Origin of the sequence: Rossellomorea marisflavi, assembly GCF_022170785.1 — a bacterium.
Classification (GTDB): domain Bacteria; phylum Bacillota; class Bacilli; order Bacillales; family Bacillaceae_B; genus Rossellomorea; species Rossellomorea marisflavi_B.
Genome location: NZ_CP081870.1, coordinates 3255762 through 3279521, shown reverse-complemented (window position 1 = coordinate 3279521; position 23760 = coordinate 3255762). Strand labels below are relative to the sequence as shown.

The 23760-nt window shown below is 48.5% G+C and carries 28 protein-coding genes; 13 read left to right on the top strand and 15 right to left on the bottom strand.

Annotated features, from left to right (window positions below; genetic code table 11):
- Positions 1-12: 12 nt before the first annotated feature.
- Positions 13-492 (bottom strand): divergent PAP2 family protein, encoded by a 480-nt coding sequence (locus tag K6T23_RS17135; RefSeq protein ID WP_053429320.1) that lies wholly within the window; start codon positions 490-492, stop codon positions 13-15.
- 156 nt (positions 493-648) lie between these two features.
- On the opposite strand from K6T23_RS17135, the gene K6T23_RS17130 reads away from it, so the two are divergent.
- Both K6T23_RS17130 and K6T23_RS17125 read left to right on the top strand, forming a co-directional pair.
- Positions 649-2151, top strand: a complete 1503-nt coding sequence (locus tag K6T23_RS17130) for a leucyl aminopeptidase (RefSeq protein WP_148985547.1) — start codon at positions 649-651, stop codon at positions 2149-2151.
- 224 nt (positions 2152-2375) lie between these two features.
- Positions 2376-3692 carry a Na+/H+ antiporter family protein gene (locus tag K6T23_RS17125; RefSeq protein ID WP_056541095.1) on the top strand — a complete coding sequence of 439 codons (1317 nt, stop codon included), beginning with the start codon at positions 2376-2378 and terminating at the stop codon, positions 3690-3692.
- A gap of 114 nt (positions 3693-3806) precedes the next feature.
- On the opposite strand, the gene K6T23_RS17120 is transcribed toward K6T23_RS17125, so the two are convergent.
- Positions 3807-4178 carry a YuzC family spore coat inner layer protein gene (locus tag K6T23_RS17120; RefSeq protein WP_142245894.1) on the bottom strand — a complete coding sequence of 124 codons (372 nt, stop codon included), beginning with the start codon at positions 4176-4178 and terminating at the stop codon, positions 3807-3809.
- Positions 4179-4343: 165 nt separating this feature from the next.
- On the opposite strand from K6T23_RS17120, the gene K6T23_RS17115 reads away from it, so the two are divergent.
- Both K6T23_RS17115 and K6T23_RS17110 read left to right on the top strand, forming a co-directional pair.
- Positions 4344-4733: a PaaI family thioesterase gene (locus tag K6T23_RS17115; RefSeq protein ID WP_056541100.1), complete on the top strand. Its 390-nt coding sequence runs from the start codon at positions 4344-4346 to the stop codon at positions 4731-4733.
- Between the two features lie 55 nt (positions 4734-4788).
- On the top strand, positions 4789-5157 hold the full coding sequence (locus K6T23_RS17110) for a DUF2188 domain-containing protein (protein WP_079515670.1): 369 nt from the start codon (positions 4789-4791) through the stop codon (positions 5155-5157).
- 173 nt (positions 5158-5330) lie between these two features.
- Here K6T23_RS17110 and K6T23_RS17105 read toward each other — a convergent pair whose 3' ends face one another.
- Positions 5331-6170 carry a hypothetical protein gene (locus tag K6T23_RS17105; protein WP_238281999.1) on the bottom strand — a complete coding sequence of 280 codons (840 nt, stop codon included), beginning with the start codon at positions 6168-6170 and terminating at the stop codon, positions 5331-5333.
- Between the two features lie 312 nt (positions 6171-6482).
- Between K6T23_RS17105 and K6T23_RS17100 the strand changes: the two genes are divergently transcribed.
- Positions 6483-7109, top strand: coding sequence for a nitroreductase family protein (locus K6T23_RS17100; RefSeq protein ID WP_148985546.1), 627 nt, complete (start codon positions 6483-6485; stop codon positions 7107-7109).
- 38 nt (positions 7110-7147) lie between these two features.
- Here K6T23_RS17100 and mnhG read toward each other — a convergent pair whose 3' ends face one another.
- Genes mnhG through K6T23_RS17065 form a run of 7 tightly spaced genes read right to left on the bottom strand, consistent with a single transcriptional unit; the run spans position 7148 to position 12898 of the window.
- Positions 7148-7507 carry a monovalent cation/H(+) antiporter subunit G gene (gene mnhG, locus K6T23_RS17095; protein ID WP_056541108.1) on the bottom strand — a complete coding sequence of 120 codons (360 nt, stop codon included), beginning with the start codon at positions 7505-7507 and terminating at the stop codon, positions 7148-7150.
- Positions 7491-7727 (bottom strand): Na(+)/H(+) antiporter subunit F1, encoded by a 237-nt coding sequence (locus K6T23_RS17090; protein ID WP_370294848.1) that lies wholly within the window; start codon positions 7725-7727, stop codon positions 7491-7493. The genes mnhG and K6T23_RS17090 overlap by 17 nt, the downstream gene beginning before the upstream one ends.
- Before the next feature lie 47 nt (positions 7728-7774).
- Positions 7775-8251 carry a Na+/H+ antiporter subunit E gene (locus K6T23_RS17085; RefSeq protein WP_056541111.1) on the bottom strand — a complete coding sequence of 159 codons (477 nt, stop codon included), beginning with the start codon at positions 8249-8251 and terminating at the stop codon, positions 7775-7777.
- Positions 8252-8258: 7 nt separating this feature from the next.
- Entirely contained in the window at positions 8259-9740 is a 1482-nt protein-coding gene (locus K6T23_RS17080; protein ID WP_238281997.1) for a Na+/H+ antiporter subunit D, read from the bottom strand.
- Entirely contained in the window at positions 9733-10074 is a 342-nt protein-coding gene (locus K6T23_RS17075; protein WP_048007006.1) for a Na(+)/H(+) antiporter subunit C, read from the bottom strand. Before K6T23_RS17075 ends, K6T23_RS17080 begins: the two co-directional genes overlap by 8 nt.
- Entirely contained in the window at positions 10074-10496 is a 423-nt protein-coding gene (locus K6T23_RS17070) for a Na(+)/H(+) antiporter subunit B (protein WP_053429332.1), read from the bottom strand. Before K6T23_RS17070 ends, K6T23_RS17075 begins: the two co-directional genes overlap by 1 nt.
- Entirely contained in the window at positions 10493-12898 is a 2406-nt protein-coding gene (locus tag K6T23_RS17065; protein ID WP_238281995.1) for a Na+/H+ antiporter subunit A, read from the bottom strand. Before K6T23_RS17065 ends, K6T23_RS17070 begins: the two co-directional genes overlap by 4 nt.
- 282 nt (positions 12899-13180) lie before the next feature.
- Between K6T23_RS17065 and K6T23_RS17060 the strand changes: the two genes are divergently transcribed.
- Together K6T23_RS17060 and K6T23_RS17055 are read left to right on the top strand one after the other, a co-directional pair.
- Positions 13181-13429, top strand: coding sequence for a hypothetical protein (locus K6T23_RS17060; RefSeq protein WP_048014636.1), 249 nt, complete (start codon positions 13181-13183; stop codon positions 13427-13429).
- Positions 13430-13551: 122 nt separating this feature from the next.
- Positions 13552-14127: a DUF5366 family protein gene (locus K6T23_RS17055; protein WP_235563710.1), complete on the top strand. Its 576-nt coding sequence runs from the start codon at positions 13552-13554 to the stop codon at positions 14125-14127.
- Positions 14128-14414: 287 nt separating this feature from the next.
- On the opposite strand, the gene K6T23_RS17050 is transcribed toward K6T23_RS17055, so the two are convergent.
- A complete protein-coding gene (locus tag K6T23_RS17050) occupies positions 14415-16265 on the bottom strand; it encodes a transglycosylase domain-containing protein (protein WP_238281993.1) in 1851 nt (616 codons plus the stop codon).
- A gap of 247 nt (positions 16266-16512) precedes the next feature.
- Between K6T23_RS17050 and kapD the strand changes: the two genes are divergently transcribed.
- Complete coding sequence (gene kapD, locus K6T23_RS17045) at positions 16513-17133, top strand: 3'-5' exonuclease KapD (protein ID WP_048014639.1); 621 nt, start codon at positions 16513-16515, stop codon at positions 17131-17133.
- A 40-nt stretch (positions 17134-17173) separates the two neighbouring features.
- Here the strand turns inward: kapD and kapB are convergent, their stop codons facing one another.
- Positions 17174-17572, bottom strand: a complete 399-nt coding sequence (kapB, locus tag K6T23_RS17040; RefSeq protein ID WP_048014640.1) for a kinase-associated lipoprotein KapB — start codon at positions 17570-17572, stop codon at positions 17174-17176.
- A gap of 95 nt (positions 17573-17667) precedes the next feature.
- On the opposite strand from kapB, the gene K6T23_RS17035 reads away from it, so the two are divergent.
- The 3 genes from K6T23_RS17035 (at position 17668) to K6T23_RS17025 (ending at position 19316) form a co-directional block, all read left to right on the top strand.
- On the top strand, positions 17668-18384 hold the full coding sequence (locus K6T23_RS17035) for a peptidylprolyl isomerase (protein WP_238281991.1): 717 nt from the start codon (positions 17668-17670) through the stop codon (positions 18382-18384).
- Positions 18385-18527: 143 nt separating this feature from the next.
- On the top strand, positions 18528-18725 hold the full coding sequence (locus K6T23_RS17030) for a hypothetical protein (RefSeq protein ID WP_053429339.1): 198 nt from the start codon (positions 18528-18530) through the stop codon (positions 18723-18725).
- A 78-nt stretch (positions 18726-18803) separates the two neighbouring features.
- Positions 18804-19316 carry a superoxide dismutase family protein gene (locus K6T23_RS17025; protein WP_179125775.1) on the top strand — a complete coding sequence of 171 codons (513 nt, stop codon included), beginning with the start codon at positions 18804-18806 and terminating at the stop codon, positions 19314-19316.
- Positions 19317-19353: 37 nt separating this feature from the next.
- On the opposite strand, the gene K6T23_RS17020 is transcribed toward K6T23_RS17025, so the two are convergent.
- Together K6T23_RS17020 and K6T23_RS17015 are read right to left on the bottom strand one after the other, a co-directional pair.
- Positions 19354-20517 (bottom strand): MalY/PatB family protein, encoded by a 1164-nt coding sequence (locus K6T23_RS17020; RefSeq protein ID WP_238281989.1) that lies wholly within the window; start codon positions 20515-20517, stop codon positions 19354-19356.
- A gap of 93 nt (positions 20518-20610) precedes the next feature.
- On the bottom strand, positions 20611-21489 hold the full coding sequence (locus K6T23_RS17015; RefSeq protein WP_079515676.1) for an alpha/beta fold hydrolase: 879 nt from the start codon (positions 21487-21489) through the stop codon (positions 20611-20613).
- A gap of 132 nt (positions 21490-21621) precedes the next feature.
- Here K6T23_RS17015 and K6T23_RS17010 point away from each other — a divergent pair, with 132 nt between their 5' ends.
- A complete protein-coding gene (locus K6T23_RS17010) occupies positions 21622-22122 on the top strand; it encodes an Lrp/AsnC family transcriptional regulator (protein ID WP_048014644.1) in 501 nt (166 codons plus the stop codon).
- A complete protein-coding gene (locus K6T23_RS17005) occupies positions 22119-23291 on the top strand; it encodes an aminotransferase (RefSeq protein ID WP_238281969.1) in 1173 nt (390 codons plus the stop codon). The genes K6T23_RS17010 and K6T23_RS17005 overlap by 4 nt, the downstream gene beginning before the upstream one ends.
- Before the next feature lie 160 nt (positions 23292-23451).
- Here the strand turns inward: K6T23_RS17005 and K6T23_RS17000 are convergent, their stop codons facing one another.
- Positions 23452-23664 carry a helix-turn-helix domain-containing protein gene (locus K6T23_RS17000; RefSeq protein ID WP_048014646.1) on the bottom strand — a complete coding sequence of 71 codons (213 nt, stop codon included), beginning with the start codon at positions 23662-23664 and terminating at the stop codon, positions 23452-23454.
- Positions 23665-23760: the final 96 nt, after the last annotated feature.

Here is a 23760-nt window from a genome sequence, read left to right as displayed (position 1 = left end):
TGATCATTCCTCCTATTGAAACATGAAAAAGTGGATGAGCAGTGTAAGGACGATTCCCGTGATCCCCCCGAAGAAGACTTCGATCGGTTTATGACCGAGCAGCTCCTTCAGCTCTTTCCGTTTTTCCTGATCAGGTTTGTTCTGCCAGCCTTTGGCATCGGTCATGAACTTCTGGAAGTCGCCCATGAGTCGATTAAGCACGATGGCTTGTTCACCGGCCTGCCTTCTGACCCCTGTGGCATCGAACATGGTGATAATGGCAAACATGGCAGCTACAGCAAAGACCGGTGAAGACACTCCGCTTTCGATTGCCACCCCGGTTGAAAGGGCGGTGACAGCGGCAGAGTGGGAACTCGGCATCCCTCCGGTCGACGTGATGAGGGACCAATTGAGTTCCCGCGTGGCGATGAACTGGATGGGAACCTTGACGAACTGGGCGAACAAGATCGAAATCAATGAAGCCCAAAGGGGGAAATTATGAAAGATCTCCATGGTAAAGAATCCCATCCTTTCTAATGTTTTGAATACTCTGAGTTGACTACATTATACCATACCCTTATCCACCTAACCTTAACTTCCAAACGCTTTTGCTTAGATAGTCGAAATGTTCACTCACTCGGGCTATAATGGGGGAGGAGGTGTTGAACAATGAATTATATAGTCAACAATAAGCGTTTAACTGAAACAACTGGAGGAGGCCTCATTGTCGGGGTCTATAATCAACCTGAATTTTCAGGGGAACTGAAAGAGCTGGATCAAGCCATGGGTGGACATCTCACCCAGCTTGCCAAAGAAGGAGATATCTCTTCGACTGCCAAAGAAATCACCGTTGTACATACGCTAGGACAGCTTTCCGTGAAACGGATTGTGTTTGTCGGACTTGGAAAGGCCAAGGAAGCGGTTTTTAATGATCTGAAAGAAGCGTTCGGTGCGGCAGCCAAGCAGATCAAACAGATGAAGCTCACTTCATTTGCAGTGGCGATCGATACGTTTGAAACGGATGAAGTCCCTGCAGAGGACGTAGCCCACGCGTGGGCAGAAGCCTTCACCATGGCAACCTATGCCTTCCACGGGTATAAACAATCATCAAATGAACGGAACTATGAAGCGTCTGATGTCGAGTTCATCACAGGTTCGGATAATAAAGAAGTCCAAACGGCCCTGCAGGTGGGTACGGCATTCGGGAACGGTGTCAACTCGGCAAGGACCCTAGTGAATACACCGGGAAATCTGCTTACATCCACAAAGCTCGCCGAGTATGCCCTAGAGCTTGCGAAGCGATATGATTTCGAAGCGGAGATTTTGGATAAAGAAGAAATGGAGCACCTGGGAATGGGCGCTTTATTGGCAGTCAACCAGGGTTCAGTGGAGCCTCCGAAGATGATCGTCCTGAAATATGCAGGAAAAGAGAAATGGGAAGATGTCATCGGTCTTGTAGGAAAAGGGATCACCTTTGATACAGGAGGATATTCCCTTAAACCGAAGGATGGCATCGTCGGCATGAAGACCGATATGGGTGGTGCCGCAGCCGTCCTAGGCGCCATGGAAGTCATCGGGGAGACGAGGCCGGAACAGAATGTCATTGCCGTCATCCCATCAACCGATAATATGGTGAGCGGTGCAGCATTCAAGCCGGACGATGTCATCACATCCATGAGCGGGAAGACAATCGAAGTATTGAATACCGATGCAGAGGGCCGCTTGGCACTGGCGGACGGCATGACTTATGCGAAGCATCACGGGGCCAATTATCTCGTGGATGTCGCAACGCTCACAGGAGGAGTCATCGTTGCATTGGGTGAAGATAAGACAGGGGCCCTTACCAATAACGAAGCATTCTTTGAGCAAGTGTTGCTTGCGTCTGCTGAATCAGGCGAGTTCATCTGGCAGCTGCCATACACAGAAGGGGACAAGAAGCGCGTGAGAAGCAGCAAGATCGCGGATCTGAACAACTCTCCAGGCCGCGCCGGGCATGCAATCATGGGAGGCGGATTCGTAGGGGAATTCGCTGAAGGCACTCCTTGGGTGCATCTTGACATCGCCGGTACGGCTACGACCAACAAAGCATATGACCTCGGGCCATCAGGTGCCACGGGCGTGATGGTTCGTACCCTTGCCCTCATGGTGGAGTCCTTTGAACCTGCGAAATAATACAAGAAAAGGCCGACAATCGTCGGCCTTTTTTGTATGGGTTGATTTAAGTGCGTGTATGGCTCTCAACGGCAGGTTCGAATGCCAAGAAAGAGGGAAGAATAATGAGAGGAATAATCGTTGACAAACGTCCTTTATGTTGATAAAGTAGAAAACGTGTTTTATCACTCTACCAATTTAGCAGACTAAAGCAACATGAAGATAGATTCAAGGAGGACAATATTATGAACGCAGTCGTCATTGCCGTACTCATCATGCTCATACTTAGTTTACTGCGTGTGAATGTAGTTTTCGCCCTTATCGCCGGAGCGCTTGCAGGCGGGGTCATCGGGGGCCTCGGGTTGAATGAAACGGTCTCGATCTTCTCAGATGGAATCAGCGGCGGAGCCAATATCGCCCTGAGCTATGCCCTTTTGGGGGGATTTGCTGTAGCCATTTCCTATACTGGCATCCCGAATTTGCTGGTTGATTTCGTCTTGAAGATGGTCGGTCGGAACGGAGACTCAAAGAAGAAAAAGCTATCCAAAGCTCTTATCGTATTCGCCATCCTGATCATGGCGTGTTTCTCTCAGAACGTCATCCCTATTCATATCGCCTTCATTCCGATCTTGATTCCGCCACTTCTCAAGGTGATGACAGAGCTAGAAATCGACCGCCGTCTGATTGCCACGGTCATCACGTTCGGACTGACGGCGCCTTATATCCTGCTGCCGGTCGGCTTCGGACTCCAGTTCCACGAGGTCATTGCACAGAATATGGACAGGAGTGGAATGGCCATCTCCATGGGAGATATTCCGAAAGCCATGCTCTTGCCAGTAGGCGGGATGGTTCTAGGACTTCTGATCGCCGTCTTCTTCTCTTATCGTAAACCACGACAGTATGATGAGTCCAAGGAAGTAGTGGTGGAAGAGAAGGTGGAGTACAGTAAGAGGGCGATGATCCTTGCGGGGATTTCCATCATTGCCGCACTTGCAGTCCAGCTCCTGCTCGAATCCATGATCTTCGGTGCCCTTGCAGGAATCGCCGTCCTTTATGTGTCGGGTGCAGTAAAATGGAAGGAAGCTGATGGTCTACTTAACGATGGGATGAAGATGATGGCCTTTATTGGATTCGTCATGATTGCCGCCTCCGGATTTGCAGCCGTATTGACGGAAACCGGTGATGTAGAATCCCTGGTGAAGGGAACAGCTGATGCCATTGGAGGGAATAAAGCCCTTGCTGCCCTTCTGATGCTCCTAGTAGGGCTGATTGTCACAATGGGAATCGGATCATCATTTGCTACTATTCCAATCATTGCAGCGATCTTTGTTCCTCTCTGCATGGAGCTTGGATTCAGTGAGTTTGCGACCATTATCATTGTTGGGACAGCCGGTGCCCTAGGAGATGCCGGTTCACCTGCGTCGGACAGTACACTGGGGCCGACCGCAGGTTTGAATGCCGATGGACAGCACAACCACATTTGGGATACATGTGTCCCTACATTCCTACACTATAACATCCCTCTTGTGGCCTTCGGTTGGATTGCGGCCATGATCTTTTAAAAAAGAATCTCTTCGGAGGTTCTTTTTTTTGTAGAAATCGAGAACGTATCCTCCCCTGGATCAACTGTATGGAAAAAGCCGAAGGAAGCAGGATCTCCGGCTTCCTTCGGCTTTTCAAAACTCATTCCACTTGACGGATACAATCAAATGACAGCAATCCACCTGACCCAATTTTTCATCAAATACGAATCTCACACCATCAGGATTGAAGGATACGACCGGCTGTACGCGCGTAGGGATCGTCTGAAGCAATCTATGTACTTCAGGCAGATTGGATTGTTGAGCGGCGGTCATCAGCTTGGAGGCAAATTCCCTTGAGCTGTTGATGCGCGCGAGAACCAATTTGGCATCGTCCATTAAGCTAAGGGTCTTCCCGGCCGAAGCCATCAGCGTATCGGGGGCGGTTGCAGGGAGCACCCGCTGCTGGTTCATATACGATTGAGGCGACGGTCTGTTCCCATGGAAAGGATGGAAACGATACATCATGGAACACTCCTTTCTCTGACATCATCTACGTAAACGTATGAAAGAGGCGTTGCATTTATTCATTCATCTTCCTGCCACCTTGTGATAGGCTGAATCTGGACCTACTAAGCAGATAAAGGATTTTGACTCGCGAGGTCGAAGAGTATGGGGAAGGGGTGAAGGAATATGAAACTTGATCACACATTGATCAGTGCACTGGGCATTGAATTCAACACGGTAGAAAAAGGCAGGATCGTGGCGACGATGCCCGTCAATGAGCAGACGAGGCAGCCTTTTGGATTCCTCCACGGAGGAGCATCCGTCGCTCTTGCAGAAACCGTCGCAAGCGTCGGGGCTGTGGAACTGATTGATCTCGATAAGGAGATATGCTTCGGTCTAGAGATCAATGCCAATCACATCAAGGCGAAAAAAGACGGAGAGGTGACAGCGACGGCGACCGTCCTGCACCAGGGACGAACCACCATGGTATGGGACATCAAGATCACCGATGAGGCAGACGATCTCATCTGCGTGTCACGTTGTACAATGGCTGTTGTACCCAAAAAGAACGTTTAGCCGTGACAGGTGGGGGAAAAGGATAGATAATCCCACTTACTACGGAGGTATGAACATGAGCTGGTCGAAACAAGATTATCCCGAATCACTGAAGAATCTGCCCTCTGATGTCCGGAATAAAGCCATCGAGATCGGAAATGCCCTGCTTGATGAAGGGTATGAAGAGGGCAGGGCGATCGCCATTGCCACGGATCGGGCCCACAAGTCCGAGGAGGGTACGCAAACCGATAAGGCAGAGTATCACGTCACTGTCCATGATGATGGCTGGCAGCTGAAAAAAGCCGATGGAGAGCGGGCCATCATGGTAGAAGAGACGAAGGAAAAGCTGTTGGAGCGAGCAAAGCGATATGCAACGGACCATTCCGGCACCCTTGTGGTGTATAAGGAGGATGGATCGGTTGAAAATCATTTATATCAGCAATAAGAAGGAGAACTCCCGGTGACGGGGGTTTTTTCTTTGGAGTAATAAGTTAAAATGCGTTTTTCATCAAAAAGTTAATTCCAATGAATTTGAGTTGAATAATAGGTGAATCAAAAATGTTAATGAAGGTGAAAGGCGTATCTAATAACACTATAGGCATACGCATTTCTAACCATTCATTGTAGTAGCCAATCTTTAACTTGTTCTTCAAAGTTAAATTCTTTCCAAGCAATGATTGCCTTTATTTCACATGACTTTTTTATTTGGCTCTGAAAAAACATATCACCAAGAAAATAACCTAATCTACTATGTCCAAACTTTTCCCCACCATTTATTGAAAACCATTCTCGAAACATTTCAAGTGGTGTTGCATCTGAGAAATCCTGCGCAAACTGAGTTTTAATATTTTCCGAATTAGACTTTGCAAAGGAAATCCAATCGGAACCTTCATCATTAAAATGAAAATATACAGAAGGATTTAAATGACTTACCGTTTTTCTAGAAAAATGTGTTGCTGCACCTTCTTGATGTAACCAAGTAAGAGGGCTATTCCAATTTACATTTTTCCATTCAATACCTGAACGATTTGAAAGAATATTTTGCGTTGCGTGTCCGAATTCGTGAGCAACTATCGTTTTTAAATGATCAGTAACAGGCGATAATCTTTCTAATGCAAAGGTTATATTGGGTATTATTTGTCGATGTGTGTATGCGTTAGAGCCATAACCACCGACAATTAAATTAACTTCAATCGGGAAAGTGACTTGATAAATCTTGTAATATTTTTCAGTAATCTCTTCAATAATAGGAATTAAGTTCTTATGAACTTGTTTAATGGTAGATATCGAAGAAGGGTATTTTTCAATCGATTGGCTAAGCCTTTCATCAGTATCTTTACAGTGATAAGAAAAATACTCATAAAAGATATCAGGATATTCATTATAATATTCTTTTAAAAAATCGGTATTAGGCTGAAATCTCCTTAGAAAACTGTGGACTGTATCAATGATATTCACAATTAATCCTCCAATGTAGTATTTTTATTTATTAAATTCATTGAACTTCATATATCTTCATATATGTGAATTTTAACATAAATTGTAAGTCTGGTTATGAGGTTTGGGTGAAAATTCAAGCTTAATTTAACTCAATCACTAATTGAATCGCTGAACCAGGTTTAATAATCTAAACGAACGGTACCATAATATATTGTACTTTTTAAATGTTTCTTCATGTCTGATGAAAGAGCTACTGGAGGATTGATTTGACAATATTCTGCCTATTCGGTATAGTTATCTTGAATTCAAGATAAATGAAGGAGTGAAAGCATGACCGGTTTTACAGAATTGATGAAAGAACGTCGCTCGGCATCGAATTTTCTTCCTGATCATCCGATCCAATCTAACGAAATGAATGAAATCTTTGAGTTGGTCAAGCTTTCGCCATCTGCGTTCAACCTTCAGCATACGAGGTATATCGTCGTGACAGATGAGAGAGTGAAAGAGGAGCTTCAGGGTGCAGCCATGGGGCAGCATAAAGTACGATCTGCTTCAGCGGTCGTTTTGCTCCTGGGAGATAAAAAAGCGTACGAGTCAGCAGAAGAAATTTATCGGGGATTGAAGATGCTGAAAATCGTGAATGAAGAAGAATTCTCTGGTATGGTCGAGAATACCACCTCTTTCTATGAAGGGAAAGGTAGTGGATTCCAACGGGATGAAGCGATCCGTAATGCGTCCCTGTCTTCCATGGTCTTCATGCTTGCTGCCAAGGAAAAGGGCTGGGACACGTGCCCCATGATCGGGTTCGATGCGGAAAAGGTCAAGGAAATCCTGAACATAGAGGATCGGTACGAAGTCGTCATGATGATCTCTGTTGGGAAAGAAAAGAGAGAAAGCCGAAAACCCCGGGGCTACCGGAAGCCCGTCAGTGAGTTTGTTACATATATCGGTAAATAAAAAAAGCGAAAGCCATCTCGAGACGGCTTTCGCTTTTTTTATGAATGTTGTCGATCATATTTTTCCTTGTCCTTCAGGTCATCCCGAACACTTTTATCCCAGAGTTTAGCCCCTGAATGATAGGCTGCGCGGGCGATGAGGTGACCACCGACCGGCGCAGTGACAAAGATGAACACGATGGCCAGTAGGACCTTGGAATTGAAGATGCCATGCACAATATAGAAATAAAGGAATGTCCCGAGCAGAATACACATGATTCCGAGTGTGGCACTTTTCGAAGCCGCATGGTTACGTGTGTAAACATCAGGAAGCCTGAGCACTCCGAACGATGCCACTAGGCTGAGGAATCCGCCTGCAAGAAGAAAGAATCCGATAATATAGTTAACGATTTCGGTCACGTTCGATGATCGCTCCTTTCTCAAGGAATTTGGAGAATGACACCGTCCCGATGAAGGCGAGGATTCCGAGCAATAGAATGACTTCCAGGAAGGCATCGGAATCGATCAGCATGGAGACGAGTGCAACGATGGCAATCAGGTTTACCCCTAGGGCGTCCAACGCCACAACCCTGTCGGGGGTGGTAGGTCCCTTGATGACCCGGTAAATGAGTCCCAGCATGGAAAGGGACACACAGATCAGGGTGATACGGATGATGATCTCAAGCATCAGCGGCTCACCTCCATGATGGCTTTTTCGAAAGAATTGCGGATATCATCGATGACCGCGTCTTTATCGGGAAGATCGATGGCGTGCACATAGAGGATCTTCTTATCCATGGAAACATCCATCACAAGTGTCCCTGGTGTCAGCGTGATCAGATTGGCAAGCAAGGTGACTTCCCAATCCTTTTTCAGATTGGTCTCGTATGCAAAGATCCCCGGCTGGAAATCGAGTTTGGGTTTAAGGACCGTTTTCAATACATCTACGTTTGCTTTGATGAGTTCCTTCAGGAATAACAACAGCAGGCTGATGGAAGCCACCACCCGCCAAAGGTAGAAGCGATCCGGGAAGAATCGCCTCATGGCAAGGATGATCAACAAGCCGAGCAGATAGCCGACAATGAATGAAGGAGCGGTAAAGGAGACGGATAGGAACATCCAGACAAATGCCAGGATAAAGTTCAATAAGATTTGAAAAGCCATGGGTACATCACTCCTTTAACACTGCGTCAATATAGATTTGCGGATCCACGAGTACTTCGGCCGCCTGTGAAAATAGCGGGCGGATTGCATCTGCGCCCAAACCGTAAAACACGGAAAGGAGGACAAGGACGGCGGAAGTTGCCCATAGATAGCGTGCATGACTTTTAGAGATACCGGTGTATTCTTTTGGTACACCCCAGATACCATTCAGGAAGATCTTGATGACGGAATAAAGGACCACCAGGCTTGAGGCCAGAATGACGAAAGCCCCCACGTAGAATTCCGAGGAGAAACTTCCCTTCAGAATCAATAGTTTCCCTATGAAGCCACTGAGGGGAGGGATGCCCGCCAGTGAGAAAGCTGCTACCAGGAAGGTCCAGCCCAGCCAAGGATACTCCTTGATCAGACCGCCCATCTTCCGGACATCTGTCGTACCGGTTATGGATATCATGACGCCGATCAGAAGGAAGAGAGCGGCCTTGATGATCATATCGTGAATGAGATAGTAGATGGAGCCTTCCATCGCTTCACCGTTCATTGTGGAAACCCCGAATAGGATGACCCCGACGGCGATGACGATATTATAAATGATGATCTTCTTCACATCCCAGAACCCAATGGCACCCACGCATCCGACAACGATGGTCAGGATTGCCAGTATGCCAAGCATCTCATGGGTGAACCCTGGATCGTGATAGAAGAACAACGTATAGGTCCTGATGATCGAATAGACGCCAACCTTGGTCAGCAACGCTCCGAATAAGGCCAGGATCGGGGTCGGAGGTGCGTAGTATGAGCCTGGCAGCCAGAAGTAAAGCGGGAATATGGCGCCTTTCAGGCCGAAAACAATCAAAAACAGGATGGCGATGGCTGTCAGGATGCCTGGTTGCTCCACGCTTGCGATCTTCTGTGAGATATCCGCCATGTTCAGGGTGCCGACGACTGAATACAGGTAGGCAACGGTAATGACGAACAAGGCTGATGAAATAACGTTCACCAGTATGTATTTGATCCCTTCCCGGAGCTGGACCTTTGTCCCGCCGAGGACGATGAGAACATAGGAACTCATGAGCATCACTTCAAAGAAGACGAACAGATTGAAGATGTCCCCTGTTGTGAAGGCGCCGTTCACCCCGACTAAAAGAAATTGGACAACAGGATAATAATAGAATCGTTCCCTGTCGCGTCCAATCGACTTAAAGGAGTAGAGGGTCACCAGCAGGGTGATGATGCTCGTAGTGAGTACAAGAAGGGCAGAGAGCATATCGGATACAAGCGTGATTCCGAATGGTGCCGTCCAGCTCCCCAGGTTCAAGGTCTGGATTCCTTCTTTTGAAACCGTGATAACGAGGATGACGGATGCGATAACGGTTCCGATGGTGGAAACCGCTGCGATCGTCCGCTGCGTCTTCACCTGTTTGCTAAAGAACATGAGAATCGTTGCCGTGATAAGTGGTATGAGTATCGGTAGAATCAATAAATTAATCATTTCCTTCGTTTCCTCTCAACTGATCCATATTATCGGTACCGAGCTCCTGATAGGCCCTGTAGGCGAGGACCAGGAAAAAGGCCGTTACACCGAAGCTGATGACGATCGCTGTCAGGATCAGTGCCTGCGGTAACGGATCGACGTAGGATTCCGCATGCTGTCCGAGCAGCGGGGCTGCCCCTCTCTTCAGGCTGCTCACCGTCAAGATGAGAAGGTGGGCGCCATGGCTCAAAACAGCGGTGCCGATGATGATCCTAAGTAAACTTTTTGAAAGCATGAGATACACTGCACAGGTGAACAGGATCCCAATGACAATGGCCATTAATAATTCCATTAATCGCTCACCCCAATCGTTTGGATGATGGTCATCGTGACGCCGACGACGACGAGATACACCCCGGTATCGAACAGGACTGCCGTGTGAAGGGACGTCTTCCCGATGATCGGCAGGGTGAAATAGTCAAACGCGTGCGTCAGGAACGGTACATTGAATAATAGTGCCCCTGCCGCCGTCCCGATGGCGAACAGAAGGCCGATTGCCGTTACGATCTTATAATCGATGGGCAGGATATTCGCAACTGTCTTCAGGTCGAATGCCAGGAGCAGCAGGACGAGGGCTCCTGCTGTCATGAGTCCCCCGATGAAGCCTCCTCCTGGAGTATAGTGACCGGAGAAGAAGAGGCGAAGGGAGAACAGGATGATAATGAACACAGTTACTTTCGTTACGGTTTGGAGAATTACATCATTCGTCTTCATCCTTCATCCCTCCTTGTCATCCTCAGTTTGATCATAGCGAAGATCCCGAGAGATGCGATGGCAAGAACGGTGATCTCAAACAATGTATCGAAGCCACGGAAGTCGACGAGGATGACATTGACCATATTCTTACCGGCCGCTTCCTCATAAACGTTCTTGATGTAATACTCTGAAATCGAATCAAATAGTTTCGTGCTGTAAGCCGAGATGGCAAACAGTGTCACGGTCACACCGACGCCTAGGGCAATCACTGCATTCCCAAGCTTGAAGCCCATGCGTTCTTCATGCCTGCTCAATTTTGGCAGGTGGTAGAAGCAAAGGAGGAATAGGGCAACCGACACGGTCTCGATGACGAGCTGTGTCAGGGCAAGATCTGGAGCCCTGAACACCACGAAGAACAAGGATACCGTATAACCGGTTGCGCCCAACAGGATGATGGATGTCAGGCGAGACTTCGCGAACAGGATCATGACGGTACTGACCACAAGAAGGAGTGCGACAGCCACCTCATAGATCCCGATCGGGGCCATTTCGTCCATCTCCAGGGAGAAGGCATTGTTACACCAGAGGCTGAAGAGGGAGATCCCGACAAAGAACGTAAAGATATAAACAAGGTAAGTGCGGATGAACCCTGTCATATGTCCGTTCATGAAACTGTAAGCCCCACGTTCGCTCCCACGTAATCCTCCATCATATAAGGAATTAAGGGAAAGCCTTTGCGGTAATACCCGATAGATCTTCTCCCATTTTGAAAGGGTAAGATACAAGATCACTCCGATGGCTATGACACCGATCGTCATGAACAGCTCCGGACTGAAGCCGTGCCAGAAGGAGATTTCCGTCTTCACGGTCTGTCCGTCGGCAATCAGACTCGGTACGATGGCTTCTACTGCTGGAGCAAGGATCCGATCCGATAAAATGTTCGGGAAGAAACCAAAAATGACTACCAGGGAAGCAAGGATGATCGGAGAAATCAGCATCCCTATCGGTGCTTCATGCGGTTTCTTCTCGAGCTTCTCAGGCTGATACTTCCCTGTGAACGTCTTGAAGACGAGGATCATGCTGTAGACGAAGGTGAAGATGCTTCCCACCCAGGCCAGCACCGGGAAAAGCGCCCCGAACGTTTCAAAGTTGAAGATATCAAGGCTAAGAACATTGATCATTCCAGTAAAGAACATCTCCTTACTGAGGAAGCCGTTGAATGGAGGCAGCCCCGCCATGGAGAATGCTCCGATGATGGCAATGGTGAAGGTGATGGGCATGAAGCTCATCAGTCCGCCGAGCTTACGGATATCCCTTGTCCCGGTTTCGTGATCGACGATTCCTGCGACCATGAACAGGCTTCCCTTAAATGTTGCGTGATTGATCAGATGGAACACGGCCGCAAGGGTTGCAGCCATATAAATGTTTTCGTCCAGTTGATTGTAATGAAGCGCTGCTCCTCCAATACCCAATAAGGACATGATCATCCCCAGTTGACTGATTGTGGAGAAGGCAAGGATCCCTTTCAGATCCTTTTGACGGACAGCATTGAATGAACCCCAGAACACGGTGAATAATCCGATTCCGCCAACAAGCCAGATCCATACACCCGAAGTGGCAAAGATTGGACTCATCCTGGCTACAAGATAGATCCCTGCTTTGACCATCGTGGCTGAGTGAAGGTAGGCACTGACTGGAGTCGGTGCTTCCATGGCATCAGGCAGCCAGATATGGAATGGGAACTGGGCAGATTTGGTGAATGCCCCAAGAAGGATCAGGATCAGTGCCCCCATGAATAGCGGGTCCGTTACCAACTGATCGCTCATCCCCACCAGTTCCCTGATGCTGAATGTACCACCCATGAGATAGAGGAGTATGATTCCCCCGAGCATGGAAAGGCCCCCGAATACGGTGATGAGCATCGATTTCAGTGCTCCGTATCTCGAACGTTCCTTCTGATACCAATATCCGATCAGTAAGAAGGAAGAAATGGAAGTGAACTCCCAGAACATATAGAGGGTGATCAGGTTATCCGATAGCACGACCCCGAGCATGGCCCCCATGAACATGAGTAAATAGACATAGAAGTTATGTAGCTGTTCTTTTGCCTTATCCAGGTAGTAGATCGAGTACAGGACGACAAGCGCCCCGATTCCTGTGATGAGCATGGCGAACAGGAGGCCGAGACCATCCACATACGCGGTGAATTGGATACCGAAGGAAGGCATCCAATTGACGGTTTCCGTTACCGTACCCCCATTCTTCGTCAATGAGATGAAGCGGAAGAAGTAGACGAACAGGACTACGGGCAGGATCAGGACGAACCAGCCGGTGTGGATCTTGCGGAACGCCTTATACAGGAACGGAATCAGTATGGCGAATAAAAAAGGCGATAAGATTGCCCAGTGTAGCAGTGTCACAAAAAACCCCCCTTGAATACATCAGATTATGTAGGTAATTGTTGAATTAAGATAGTCACTAGAGCCTTCTGCGACCGAACAGTGCACCTATTGAGCATTATAACGTAAAAAAAAGCACCTTGCATTAGTCGGACGCCCATTGTATAAGGGTTTTGCCCCTTGTTATTAAATATGTAGAGAAACGGAAAATCTCGTCGAAAAAAAAAGCACATTCCGTGCCGTGAATCATGTTTTGGAATAGTTTATCACCAATGTGAGCATCCTATTCAAGAGGTGATATCCATGAAGCAAAAGTTGCTGATTGCATGTGCCATTTTCACAGGATTGCTCATGATGGCCGTCGTGGTGGATTCGAGGGATCAAATCGATCTGGAATCGGTCGAAAGCGGGGAAGGAACGAATTATCTTCCAATCGGGTACGAGCGGGAAGGTTCAGATACTTTGGTACCTGTTGAATTCAAACCGCGTCAATACATCAAGGTGATCGACAGGGACCGACACATAATCGAGTCGGAATCGGCTGTTGAATGAGGGAAGTCAGCTCTTGAAGTGGAGGGACTTTCGACCTGTACACTTGGTACCTTTACCCTTTTCAATCTGCTCATAAACGATTATGATGAGAATGCACAGATTGATCACGGGAGAGGTACTTTTTGAAGAATACATATTTAACGAGCTATCTGCCTATTTTGTCCATCCTTTTGTTCAGCCTGACGTTTTCGGTTTACGGGGTGGGCGTGTTCGAAACGCTTTCCAAAAAGATCGGCGTCTATGCGGGAATGAGCGAATTCCTTTCCGAAATGCAGCTGAAGCTGGCCATCCTTATTCTGCTTATGATGGTCTTCTTTATGATTCTATCTGCCCTGAAACTCATCGCAGAGACGATCAACGGCATTTCCATGCTGTTCTTCTCAATTGATTCAGAGGGTGAACTGTATAATAAAGTCCGTCCGGGTTCGATGATCTATTTTATCGGAGGACTGGTTTCCGTCCTCAGCTTGCAATCATTCAAGGGATTGATCGCCATCTTTGTTTTGACCTCGGCGGTTTACTTCTTTTATTTTGTGAATAAAATCAGCTCTTCCCTTACCAAAGCCGGCCTGCTTGGTGTCGTCACCATGCAGCTTTTCTCATGGGCCGCCCTCATCCTGACGATTTTCTTCGTTCTTATTAGACTTTACAACGGCCTGATGGCTAGCCTCCCGATCATATCGGAGGTCAAGCTGTAAACATGAAAAAGAGATTGGGACAAAACAAAAATGGTCATGACGAACAATATCAGTATGGCTTCTTTATCCCGCTCATGATATCCGTACAAGACTGCGCGCGGGTAGACCGTGAGCCTCCTCGGCAAGCCTGCGGGGTCTCACATCAGCTACACTTCCCGCAGAAGTCTTCGTCTTGCACTCCAATCAACCGCTAGGAACAAGTAAATAGTAATGGTCATGAAACAAATCAAAAACCCGAACTATCTCAGGCAAGATAGTTCGGGTTTTACTATGACTTAAACACTTATTTATTTCATGATCTGCTTCCAAATCCTGTGTCCAGGCCGCCATGATTCTATGCTGCTCATGTTTTCAGGTGTATCATGGCCGACCCAGACCCCTGTGGTGTAGCGATCGGTGAGGCCCATGACCCAAAAATCATGATATTGGTTGGTCGTCCCCGTCTTGATCCCCACATAGGGCCTGGAGACATAGGCAGGTTTGCCAGTCCCGCTAACCGCTCCTTGATGAAGGAGCGATCTCATTTGAGCAGTGGTGGATTTCGACCAAACTTCCGTTGCGTTGTCCTTCCATTGATACAGGAGGTTCCCCTCGGAATCCGTCACGTCGGTGATGGCCCTTGCCGGTGTATACTTCCCGTCGATGAAGGACGTATAGGCATTCGTCATTTCAAGGGGGCTCATCCCATAGGTGAATCCTCCGACTGAAGCCGCAAAGGTCTTATCCTCCTTGCTTACCTTTTGGAAGTGGAACGGGCGGATGAATCCGAAGGCCTGATCCACGCCCACCTTTTCCATCATGCGAAGGGCGGGACCGTTATACGATTGGGCGAATGCCTGACTGATCGTCACCATGCCGGGACTCGCATTCCCGTAGTTCACGGGGCAGTATCCCTTGATGCAGTATTGATTTCCATCAATCGTTTCCTGCAGGGAGGGGTGCAACTTCTCCATATAGGGACCATAGACCAGGAGCGGTTTGATGGCGGACCCTGGCTGCCTGAACGCTTGGAAGGCATGGTGGAAATTATATTCCTTATAGTTTTTTCCGCCTGTGATGGCAACGATCTTACGGGTCTTGTTGTCGATGGAAGCACTCGCTCCCTCTAGTTCAGTAGACTCAAGTGTATCATTCAGTGCTTTCGTGCTTTTCTTCTGCATGGCGGGGTCCAGGGCGGTGTTGATGATGACGCCGGAAGAAATCACGGCATGGAACCGTTCATCCCATTCCTTCAGGATCCCGTCCCGCTCTTCTTCAGATCCGGCATCTGCAAGCTCGTCTGCGAACCCTTCTTTTTCTCCGATCAGTTCCTTCAGTTCGTGTTCGACATAAAAGGCATAGTCCGGATATTCTTCAACTGCTTTCTTAACCTTTAAATGGATTGGGGTCTTTTTGATCTTCACGGCCTCTTTCTCCGTGAGTTTCTCCGATGTGACCAGAAGCTCGAGCAACCGCTCCTGACGTTTTTTCGTTTCATCGAAGTGCTTGATCGGATCATATTTCCCCGGGTTATTCGGGATGGAAGCGAGGAAGGAGATTTCCCCTTGGTTGAGTTCGGTCACGGGCTTGCTGAAATAATACTGGGAAGCCGTTCCGATTCCGTACACGCCATTACTGAAGTAAATCACGTTCAAATACATTTCCATGATCTCATCCTTGGTCAGATTTTTTTCGATCTGACCGGCGTAGAAGAGCTCTGTCAGCTTCCGGTTATACGTCTTTTCCTGACCCAGGTACATATTGCGGGCGAGCTGTTGGGTGATGGTGCTGCCTCCCTGCTGGATATGGGTGAAAACAAGGTTTTTCACCACTGCCCTAAGGATCGCACCGGCATCGAATCCAACATGTTCGTAAAAATTCTGATCTTCACTCGTGATGATGATATCCTTCGCAAAGTCAGGTATGTCCTCATCCTCCGTGTAAAGCCTGAATGGGCGGTTGATCTCGGAAAACACCCGACCGTCCGCATCCTTCATCAGGGACGTGCGGTTTACGTTCATATGCTCCTTATTTACCTTTGATTCCAGTGCATCTTGGAATTCACCGGCTTTCTTCACTTCCCCGGCGGAAAAAAACAAGGTGGTGAAAAAGACGGCAACGATACAACTGATGGCGATATATCCTGCAAAAGTTCTCATGAAACCCTCTACTTTTCTCGTAATCTTATTCTCCCATGATAATCCAATGGAACCAATTAATAAAGAAGCATTTCCGTGTAGTGGATGGTTCTTTTTACCCTGATGGCTATATGAGTGAAGTTTCAGTGGAGATGGGAGGAAATAGTCATAATTCAGGAAATAAACATGATATAATAGAAGAATACACCATCAGGGGTCCCGCGCCAGGATGGGATAGCGGGATACGACCAAACAAGGAGGGGTTGAAATGGGAAGTGAGGGACAGCTTGTTTTCATTGATTTTGAGTTTTCAATGCCCGAGCGGCAGAAGGTCCCGAAGGATTTTCATCCGGAAATCATCGAGACCGGTGTGGTCGTGGTGAACGGAGGGAAAGTCATCGACACCTTTTCCTGCTATATCAAGCCGGTCTTCTTCCCTAGGCTTACGAATCGATGCAAAAGGTTCTTATCCATCACTCAGGCCGATGTAGATGGGGGACGTTCGTTCAAAGAGATGCATGATTATTTCACGTCATTGGACCAGTTGGGCGTAAAGGAAGTGGTCACCTGGGGGAATATGGACATGAAGGTGCTCAGGGACAGCTGTTCTCGCCTTGGGATGGCCTTCCCTTTCCATGCACGATTCGTTGACCTTTCCATGGAATATAAGCGGTTCTTCGGTGATCAGAACCAGACGGGGCTGTGGAAGGCCGTGCAGGAATACGGACGTGAGGGTGTGGGGAAACATCACAAAGCACTTGATGACGCCATGACGACCCAGCATATCTATCATCTGGTGGAAAAGGATAAAAAATACCTCGAAAAAGCCGAGCCCACCACCATCGGAGACCGGATCGACCTTTCGAAATTCTATAATCAGCTTGCATGATGAAGGACCTGACCGCCGATGAGCGATCAGGTCCTTTTCGTCAAAACTCAATTCCGTACATCAAGGCATATTCCTTCTGGATTTCGGACAGTGCTTCAAGGCTTTTCACATCATGGGGCGTCGGGTCGACGGAGAGTTTCTCCTTGAATTCCTTGAAAGCAGTAAGTAATGATTCGTTGTATTCGGGAATTGTCCCTTCATATGGCTTGACCATTTTATCGGGAATGTTTGACTGTTCACGGAAAGCTAGTGCTTTTCTCTCATGAAAGAGCGGTACGTCCACTTTTCCCGGGTTGTGAAGATCTCCCTGGCGCGGATGCTTCACAACGGCCAGTACCTTCACCACATAACTCCCCGGGCGTTCCCCCGTCACCTCTCCGATATAGGTGCCTGTCTTATAAAAGGCCGTGACATAATCACCAATTTGGATATTTTTCATAAAACCCCTCCTAACAGAAGATGAACTCGATTATAATAATAGGTGGAAATGTTTGAGAATACGCTATATACAATGTAACACCTGGAGGTACATATATGAAGAAGTGGATTTTGGTCTTACTGGTCGGCCTGGCCCTCGTGCTGGCAGCCTGTGGACAAGATAACGACAAAAGTTCAGAAAACAAGAAAGAGCCGAAGAAGGAACAGTCGTCGGACGCGAACGTCACCTATCCCCAGCTCACAAAGGAAGTAAAGGGGAATGAGAAGCTTGTAGAGATGAAAACCTCCATGGGAACGATCACGATCAAGCTCTTCCCGGATCAAGCACCGAAAGCCGTCGAGAACTTCCTGACCCACAGTGAGAAAGGGTACTATGACCGCCTCAAGTTTCACCGGGTCATCAATGATTTCATGATTCAGGGGGGAGACCCTGAGGGAACCGGAATGGGTGGTGAAAGCATCTGGGGGAAACCGTTCGAGGATGAGTTCTCTCCAGAACTCTTTAATCTTCGCGGGGCCCTTTCTATGGCGAATTCAGGTCCCAATACGAATGGAAGCCAATTCTTCATTGTACAGAATAAAGCAGTCGACTCCAAGGTTGAAGAGCAGATGAAATCGGCTGGATTCCCTAAAGAGGTCATCGAAGCGTACATGAAAAATGGAGGTACACCGTGGCTCGATCAAAAGCATACCGTTTTCGGTCAGGTGATCGAAGGGATGGACGTTGTGGATGAAATCGCAGCGGTAGAAGTCGGGGAGCAGGATGCTCCGAAAGAAGACGTAATCATCAAAAGCATCAAAGTCGTGAAGTGACAGGGGCCCGGAGAAATCCGGGTCTTTCTTATACGGCGTTCAAGGATTTGTGACATTCCTTCCCGATCCGGCATGGTGTACGAGAGGGAAGATTGCTATAATGAACATGATTGTAATCGCTTTAATTGGAAAGGGGCGTTTCGATGTTATCATTCTTTGTCCTTAATCTATTCTTGTATTTTCCTGAAGATAAAAGTGAATATATCCCTGCAGGCATCACGATGTTCATTTTCATGATTGCCGCCGTCCTCACATTCCGGCTGATCATCCGCATCTCGAAGCGTGAAGAGCTGAAGACGAAGAAGATGGAAGAGGAGGCGTCACGCCGCCAGCAGGACTGACAAAATCACCGCTTCCGCGAATATTTTTCTCATCGCTCGTCAACAATGGTGAGGAGTATGAACGTGGAGGAACGGCTGATGAAACTATTCTTGATCGGAATCACGGCGCTTCTTTTGTCAGGATGCGTCCTGAAAGAGCCGACGAAAGTGAAAGTTGACATGAAGAACGGGGTCGGGGACTCCATCGGTACTGCGATTCTCGAGGAAACAGCAGATGGGGTGGAGATCGCCCTTGACCTTGAGGGGCTTCCGCCGGGCGACCTCGCTATCCATATCCATGAGAAGAGCTCATGTAAACGGCCTGATTTCGCTTCGGCGGGAAATCACTTCAATCCCCTCGAGAAGAAGCATGGACTTCTCCATCCTGAAGGTCCCCATGCAGGGGATCTACCCAATCTCATTGTCGGGGATGATGGGAGCGTGAAAGCAACGATCATGGCTCCTCAGGTAACCCTTTCAAAGGGCAAGACCTCCCTCATGACCAAGGACGGGACCTCGCTGGTCATTGATGAAAGCGCCGATGACGGCATGACCCAGCCATCGGGCGACTCCGGGGAGCGCATTGCCTGCGGAACCATCGGGAAAAAATAAAAATGACTGCCATACCTGGCAGTCATTTTTATTTTGTTCACGTGAGGGCCGTTCTCAGACGGTCGAGACCTTCGAGGAGTGTTTCTTTCGGGCATGCGATATTCATCCGCACGAACCCTTCTCCTCCCTCTCCATATTTCGTTCCTTCTTCTAGGGCCAGTTTCCCTTTTCTCAATAGACGGTCCTTCAGATCTTCGTCAGAAAGACCCGTCTTGCTGCAGTCGATCCAGAGCAGATAGGTTCCTTCAGGTTCGACAAGATGCAGGGATGGGAGATGCTCCTTCAGATAGGCCCTTGTGAGGGCGACATTTTCCTCGAGATACGCTATGACATCTTCCAGCCATTCTTCTCCGTGACGGTAAGCCGCTTCCATGGCGCTGATCCCGAGGGCGTTCAACGTGAAGAATCCCTGTTTGGCATGAATGCCCGCAATTTTATTGCGGATTTCTTCGTTCTTCGTGATCATGGCCGAAGCCTGCAGACCGGCCAGGTTGAACGTCTTGCTCGGTGCGATGCACGTAATGATCGCATCGGCATCACCTTCGGGAAGGGATGCAATCGGGACATGGCGGTGTGGGCGATAGATCAAGTCAGAGTGGATTTCATCGGATGCGATGACGACCCCGTATTCTTTGCACAGGGAAGCGATACGGGTCAGCTCTTCCTTCGTCCAGACACGCCCCCCGGGGTTATGCGGATTGCATAGTAGGAATAATTTCACCCCATTTTGAAGGGCTTTTTCGAAAGCTGTGAAATCGATGGAGTACTCCCCGTTGTGATACACGAGCTGGGCATTCTCCACCACCCGCCCATTTTCCTTCACCAGGTTGAAGAAAGGAGGGTAAACAGGTGATTGAATGAGTACTTTATCACCTGGCTCCGTTAGGGCCTGGATGATGGTGGCCAGTGCGGGGACCACCCCTGGACTGTACTGCACCCATGATAATTCGATTTCCCACCCGTGTCTTTTGGCCATCCACTCCTTGATGGAGCCGGCAGTGGATGCTCCTGCGTATGTATAGCCGAATATCGGGTGTTCCATCCTTTTCTTCAATGCTTCAATCACAGGCTCAGGCGGTGCGAAGTCCATATCTGCCACCCACATGGGCAGCACATCCCCATAACCAAAGACTTCTTTTGTCCTGTCCCATTTCACCGATGAAGAACCTCTGCGGTCAATGACATGCTCAAATGAACTCAAGTGAACTCCCCCTTAGGAATTGTCGTTTACTCTTCCATCATAAAAGTTCAGTGGAAAAGATGGAACTGATTTGATTCAGCCGGTCCCCCTCTCTTAAATATGAGAAGGGGAGAGGCCGAATTCCACCTGTGCGGGACTTCCTTCCGGGAGACCGACTTCGAGAAACGATCGGATGTGGCTCATGACTGCATCGGGCCTCTCCTCTGGAACGAGATGCCCCGTGTCTTTCAGGACGATCAGGGAGGAAAGGGGAAGATCTTCATTCAGTCGTTTACCTGTCGATACGGGGACCACCCTGTCATGCTCACCCCATATGAGGAGGCATGGTGTCTGGATCGCTCGTAGATCCTCTCTGGACAGGTCGCCTTCGCGGTCACGGATCATCTTGGTGAGGGCTTTGAAGATATCATCCTGCAGAAAGGGTTTCATATACCCGTCCATCATTTCCTCATCGATCATGGCATGATCATAGACCACATTTTCGAGATTTTTCCTGACGCCTGTCTTGGCGAGCCATTTTTTGATATACAAATGAAAATAGGGTGTGCGACTCAGGGTAAGGACCGGCCATGTGAACCGTTTCAAGTATCCGGAGCTGCAGAGGAGGACCCCCTTCTTGACGAGGGAAGGTGCTTTTTTCATAATATTCAGGGCAATCTGTCCTCCCATGGAATGACCGGTAAGATAGATATGTTGGATCCCCAGCTGGGAAAGGAGATCGATGACGGTTTGGGCCAGATTGTCATAGGAATAGACAAATCCCTTTGTTTTACTGCTGTTGCCGAAGGGTGGAAGGTCGATGGAGAGGACATTATAGGATGCCTTCAAAAGCGGATGGAGCTGCCTGAAGCTGAAGGTGGATGAAAGAAATCCATGAATCAGGACGAAGGTTTCGGAAGAATGAGGATGTCTGTCGTATTCATAATAGATCTCGGCCCCGTTCAATCGGGCAAATTGTGCACGGTCTCTCATGGTTCGCCACTCCTTTACGTTGTTCCAATTATTTTACCCGCTCCTTTCGTTTTAACACTCAGACTTTTAGGAGAAATGTGCTTGCGCTTCTGATATAATGAAACCATTTACAGGTGATGAGGAGGAAGAGTCATGCAGCTTAGAGAATGGGAACTGGATCTGTTACGGGTCCTTCAAAAGGATTCAAGGCTGACGTATGAAGATTTGAGCAAGATGCTTCAAGTTACGAAAGAAGAAGTGGAAGAAACGGTCGCAAGGATGGAAGAAGACCATATCCTCGTCCGCTACAATTCAGTGGTCGACTGGTCCAAAGTGGAGGGACACGAAGGTGTGACGGCCATGATCGACGTGAAAGTGACACCCAAAAGGGGCGTAGGTTTTGACGAAGTCGCCCAGCGCATCTACCGGTACAAAGAAGTCAAAAGCGTCTATCTCATGTCGGGAGCGTACGATCTATCGGTGACGGTGGAGGGACGCACGATGAACGAGGTGGCAAACTTCGTATCGGATAAATTGTCCACCATCGATTCGGTACTCTCGACCACGACTCACTTCCAATTAAAGAAATACAAGCATGACGGCACCATCTTCGGGGATTATGAAGAAGATAAGCGGATCGTGGTATCACCATGACGATCAAAACGAGTTATGTATCCAAATCTGTTGAGAAACTGAAACCGTCTGGGATCCGGAAGTTCTTCGATCTTGCAGCAGGGATGGAAGGCGTCATCTCCCTTGGTGTCGGTGAACCGGATTTCGTTACTTCCTGGACCGTCAGGGAAGCGGCCATCCTGTCCCTTGAACAGGGGTACACGTCCTATACGGCAAATGCGGGGCTGTTCGACCTTCGGAAAAGGATCGCGGACTACATGAATTCCCGTTACCAACTTGCCTATGACCCCTCGGACGAGATCATCGTCACGGTCGGGGCAAGTCAGGCCCTTGATATCAGCCTGCGCGCCCTTGTAGATCAAGGGGATGAGGTCATCATCGTCGAACCGGGGTTTGTATCGTATGTGCCCCTGGTGGAACTTGCCGGCGGTGTAGCCGTCACGGTCAAGACGAGACCGGAAAACGGATTCAACCTGACTGCTGAAGAACTCGAGGCGGCGATCACCGATAAAACAAAGGCGGTCCTCCTATGCTCCCCCAATAATCCAACGGGAAGCGTACTGGAGAAGGATGATCTCATGGATCTCGCCGAGGTGATCAAGCGCCATGATCTTGCCGTATTGTCCGATGAGATCTATTCCGAGCTTGCCTACGATGCCGACCATGTGTCCATCGCCTCCCTTGAAGGGATGAGGGAGCGGACGATCGTCATTAACGGATTCTCAAAAGGATTCGCCATGACCGGCTGGCGCCTTGGATACATCTGTGCTCCTGTTGAGATTGCGCAGGCACTCCTGAAGATCCACCAATATGCGATGATGTGCGCATCCACCCCTGCGCAGTTCGCGGCCATCGAAGCTCTGGATAAAGGGATGGAGGATGTGACGGAAATGAAAAGGAGCTATCGCCACAGGAGGCATTATTTTGTCGACTCCCTGAATGAGATCGGGTTGGAGTGCCACACCCCTGGCGGTGCGTTCTATGCTTTTCCTTCCATCCGGAAGACGGGACTATCCTCTGAGGAATTTGCCGAAAGGCTGCTCCTTGAAGAGAAAGTTGCCGTCGTGCCTGGAAACGTCTTCGGGAAAGGCGGGGAAGGGTTTGTCCGGTGCTCCTATGCCTCGAGCATGGAACAGCTTCAGGAGGCCGTAAAGCGCCTGAAACGATTCGTCGAAAACCATTCAAACTAAAGAAAGGCCGTACCGAAGAGGGTACGGCCTTTTGCATGCAAAAAAAAGGGACGCCTTGAAGGCGTCCATCAAAATGAAAACAAAAGGGGGAATACTTAGAAAGCTTATTTTCAGTATGACCATGTTTTCACGGATCTATACCTTGCGTGAAAAAAATGTTTCAGGAAGCGGGGGTCCTGTCTTCGAGGAGTGATGAAGCAGGTACATCCAGGACCGTTGAAAATTTCAGGACAGTGGGAGTGTCGGGAATCTTCTCCCCCTCTTCGTATTTCATCAGTGAATTCGTCCCGATCCTTGCCTTCACCGCAAGCTCCTGCAGAGTCATTTGGCGTTCTTCACGGATTCTCTTGATATTCTTACCGAAATGGGACATGGCGTCCTCCTCCTTTATATGAAAGCGGTTGATATCCTATATAGTTAGTATACCATCATATGGAAAAAACGCGCACGTCCATGCTTGAACAATCTG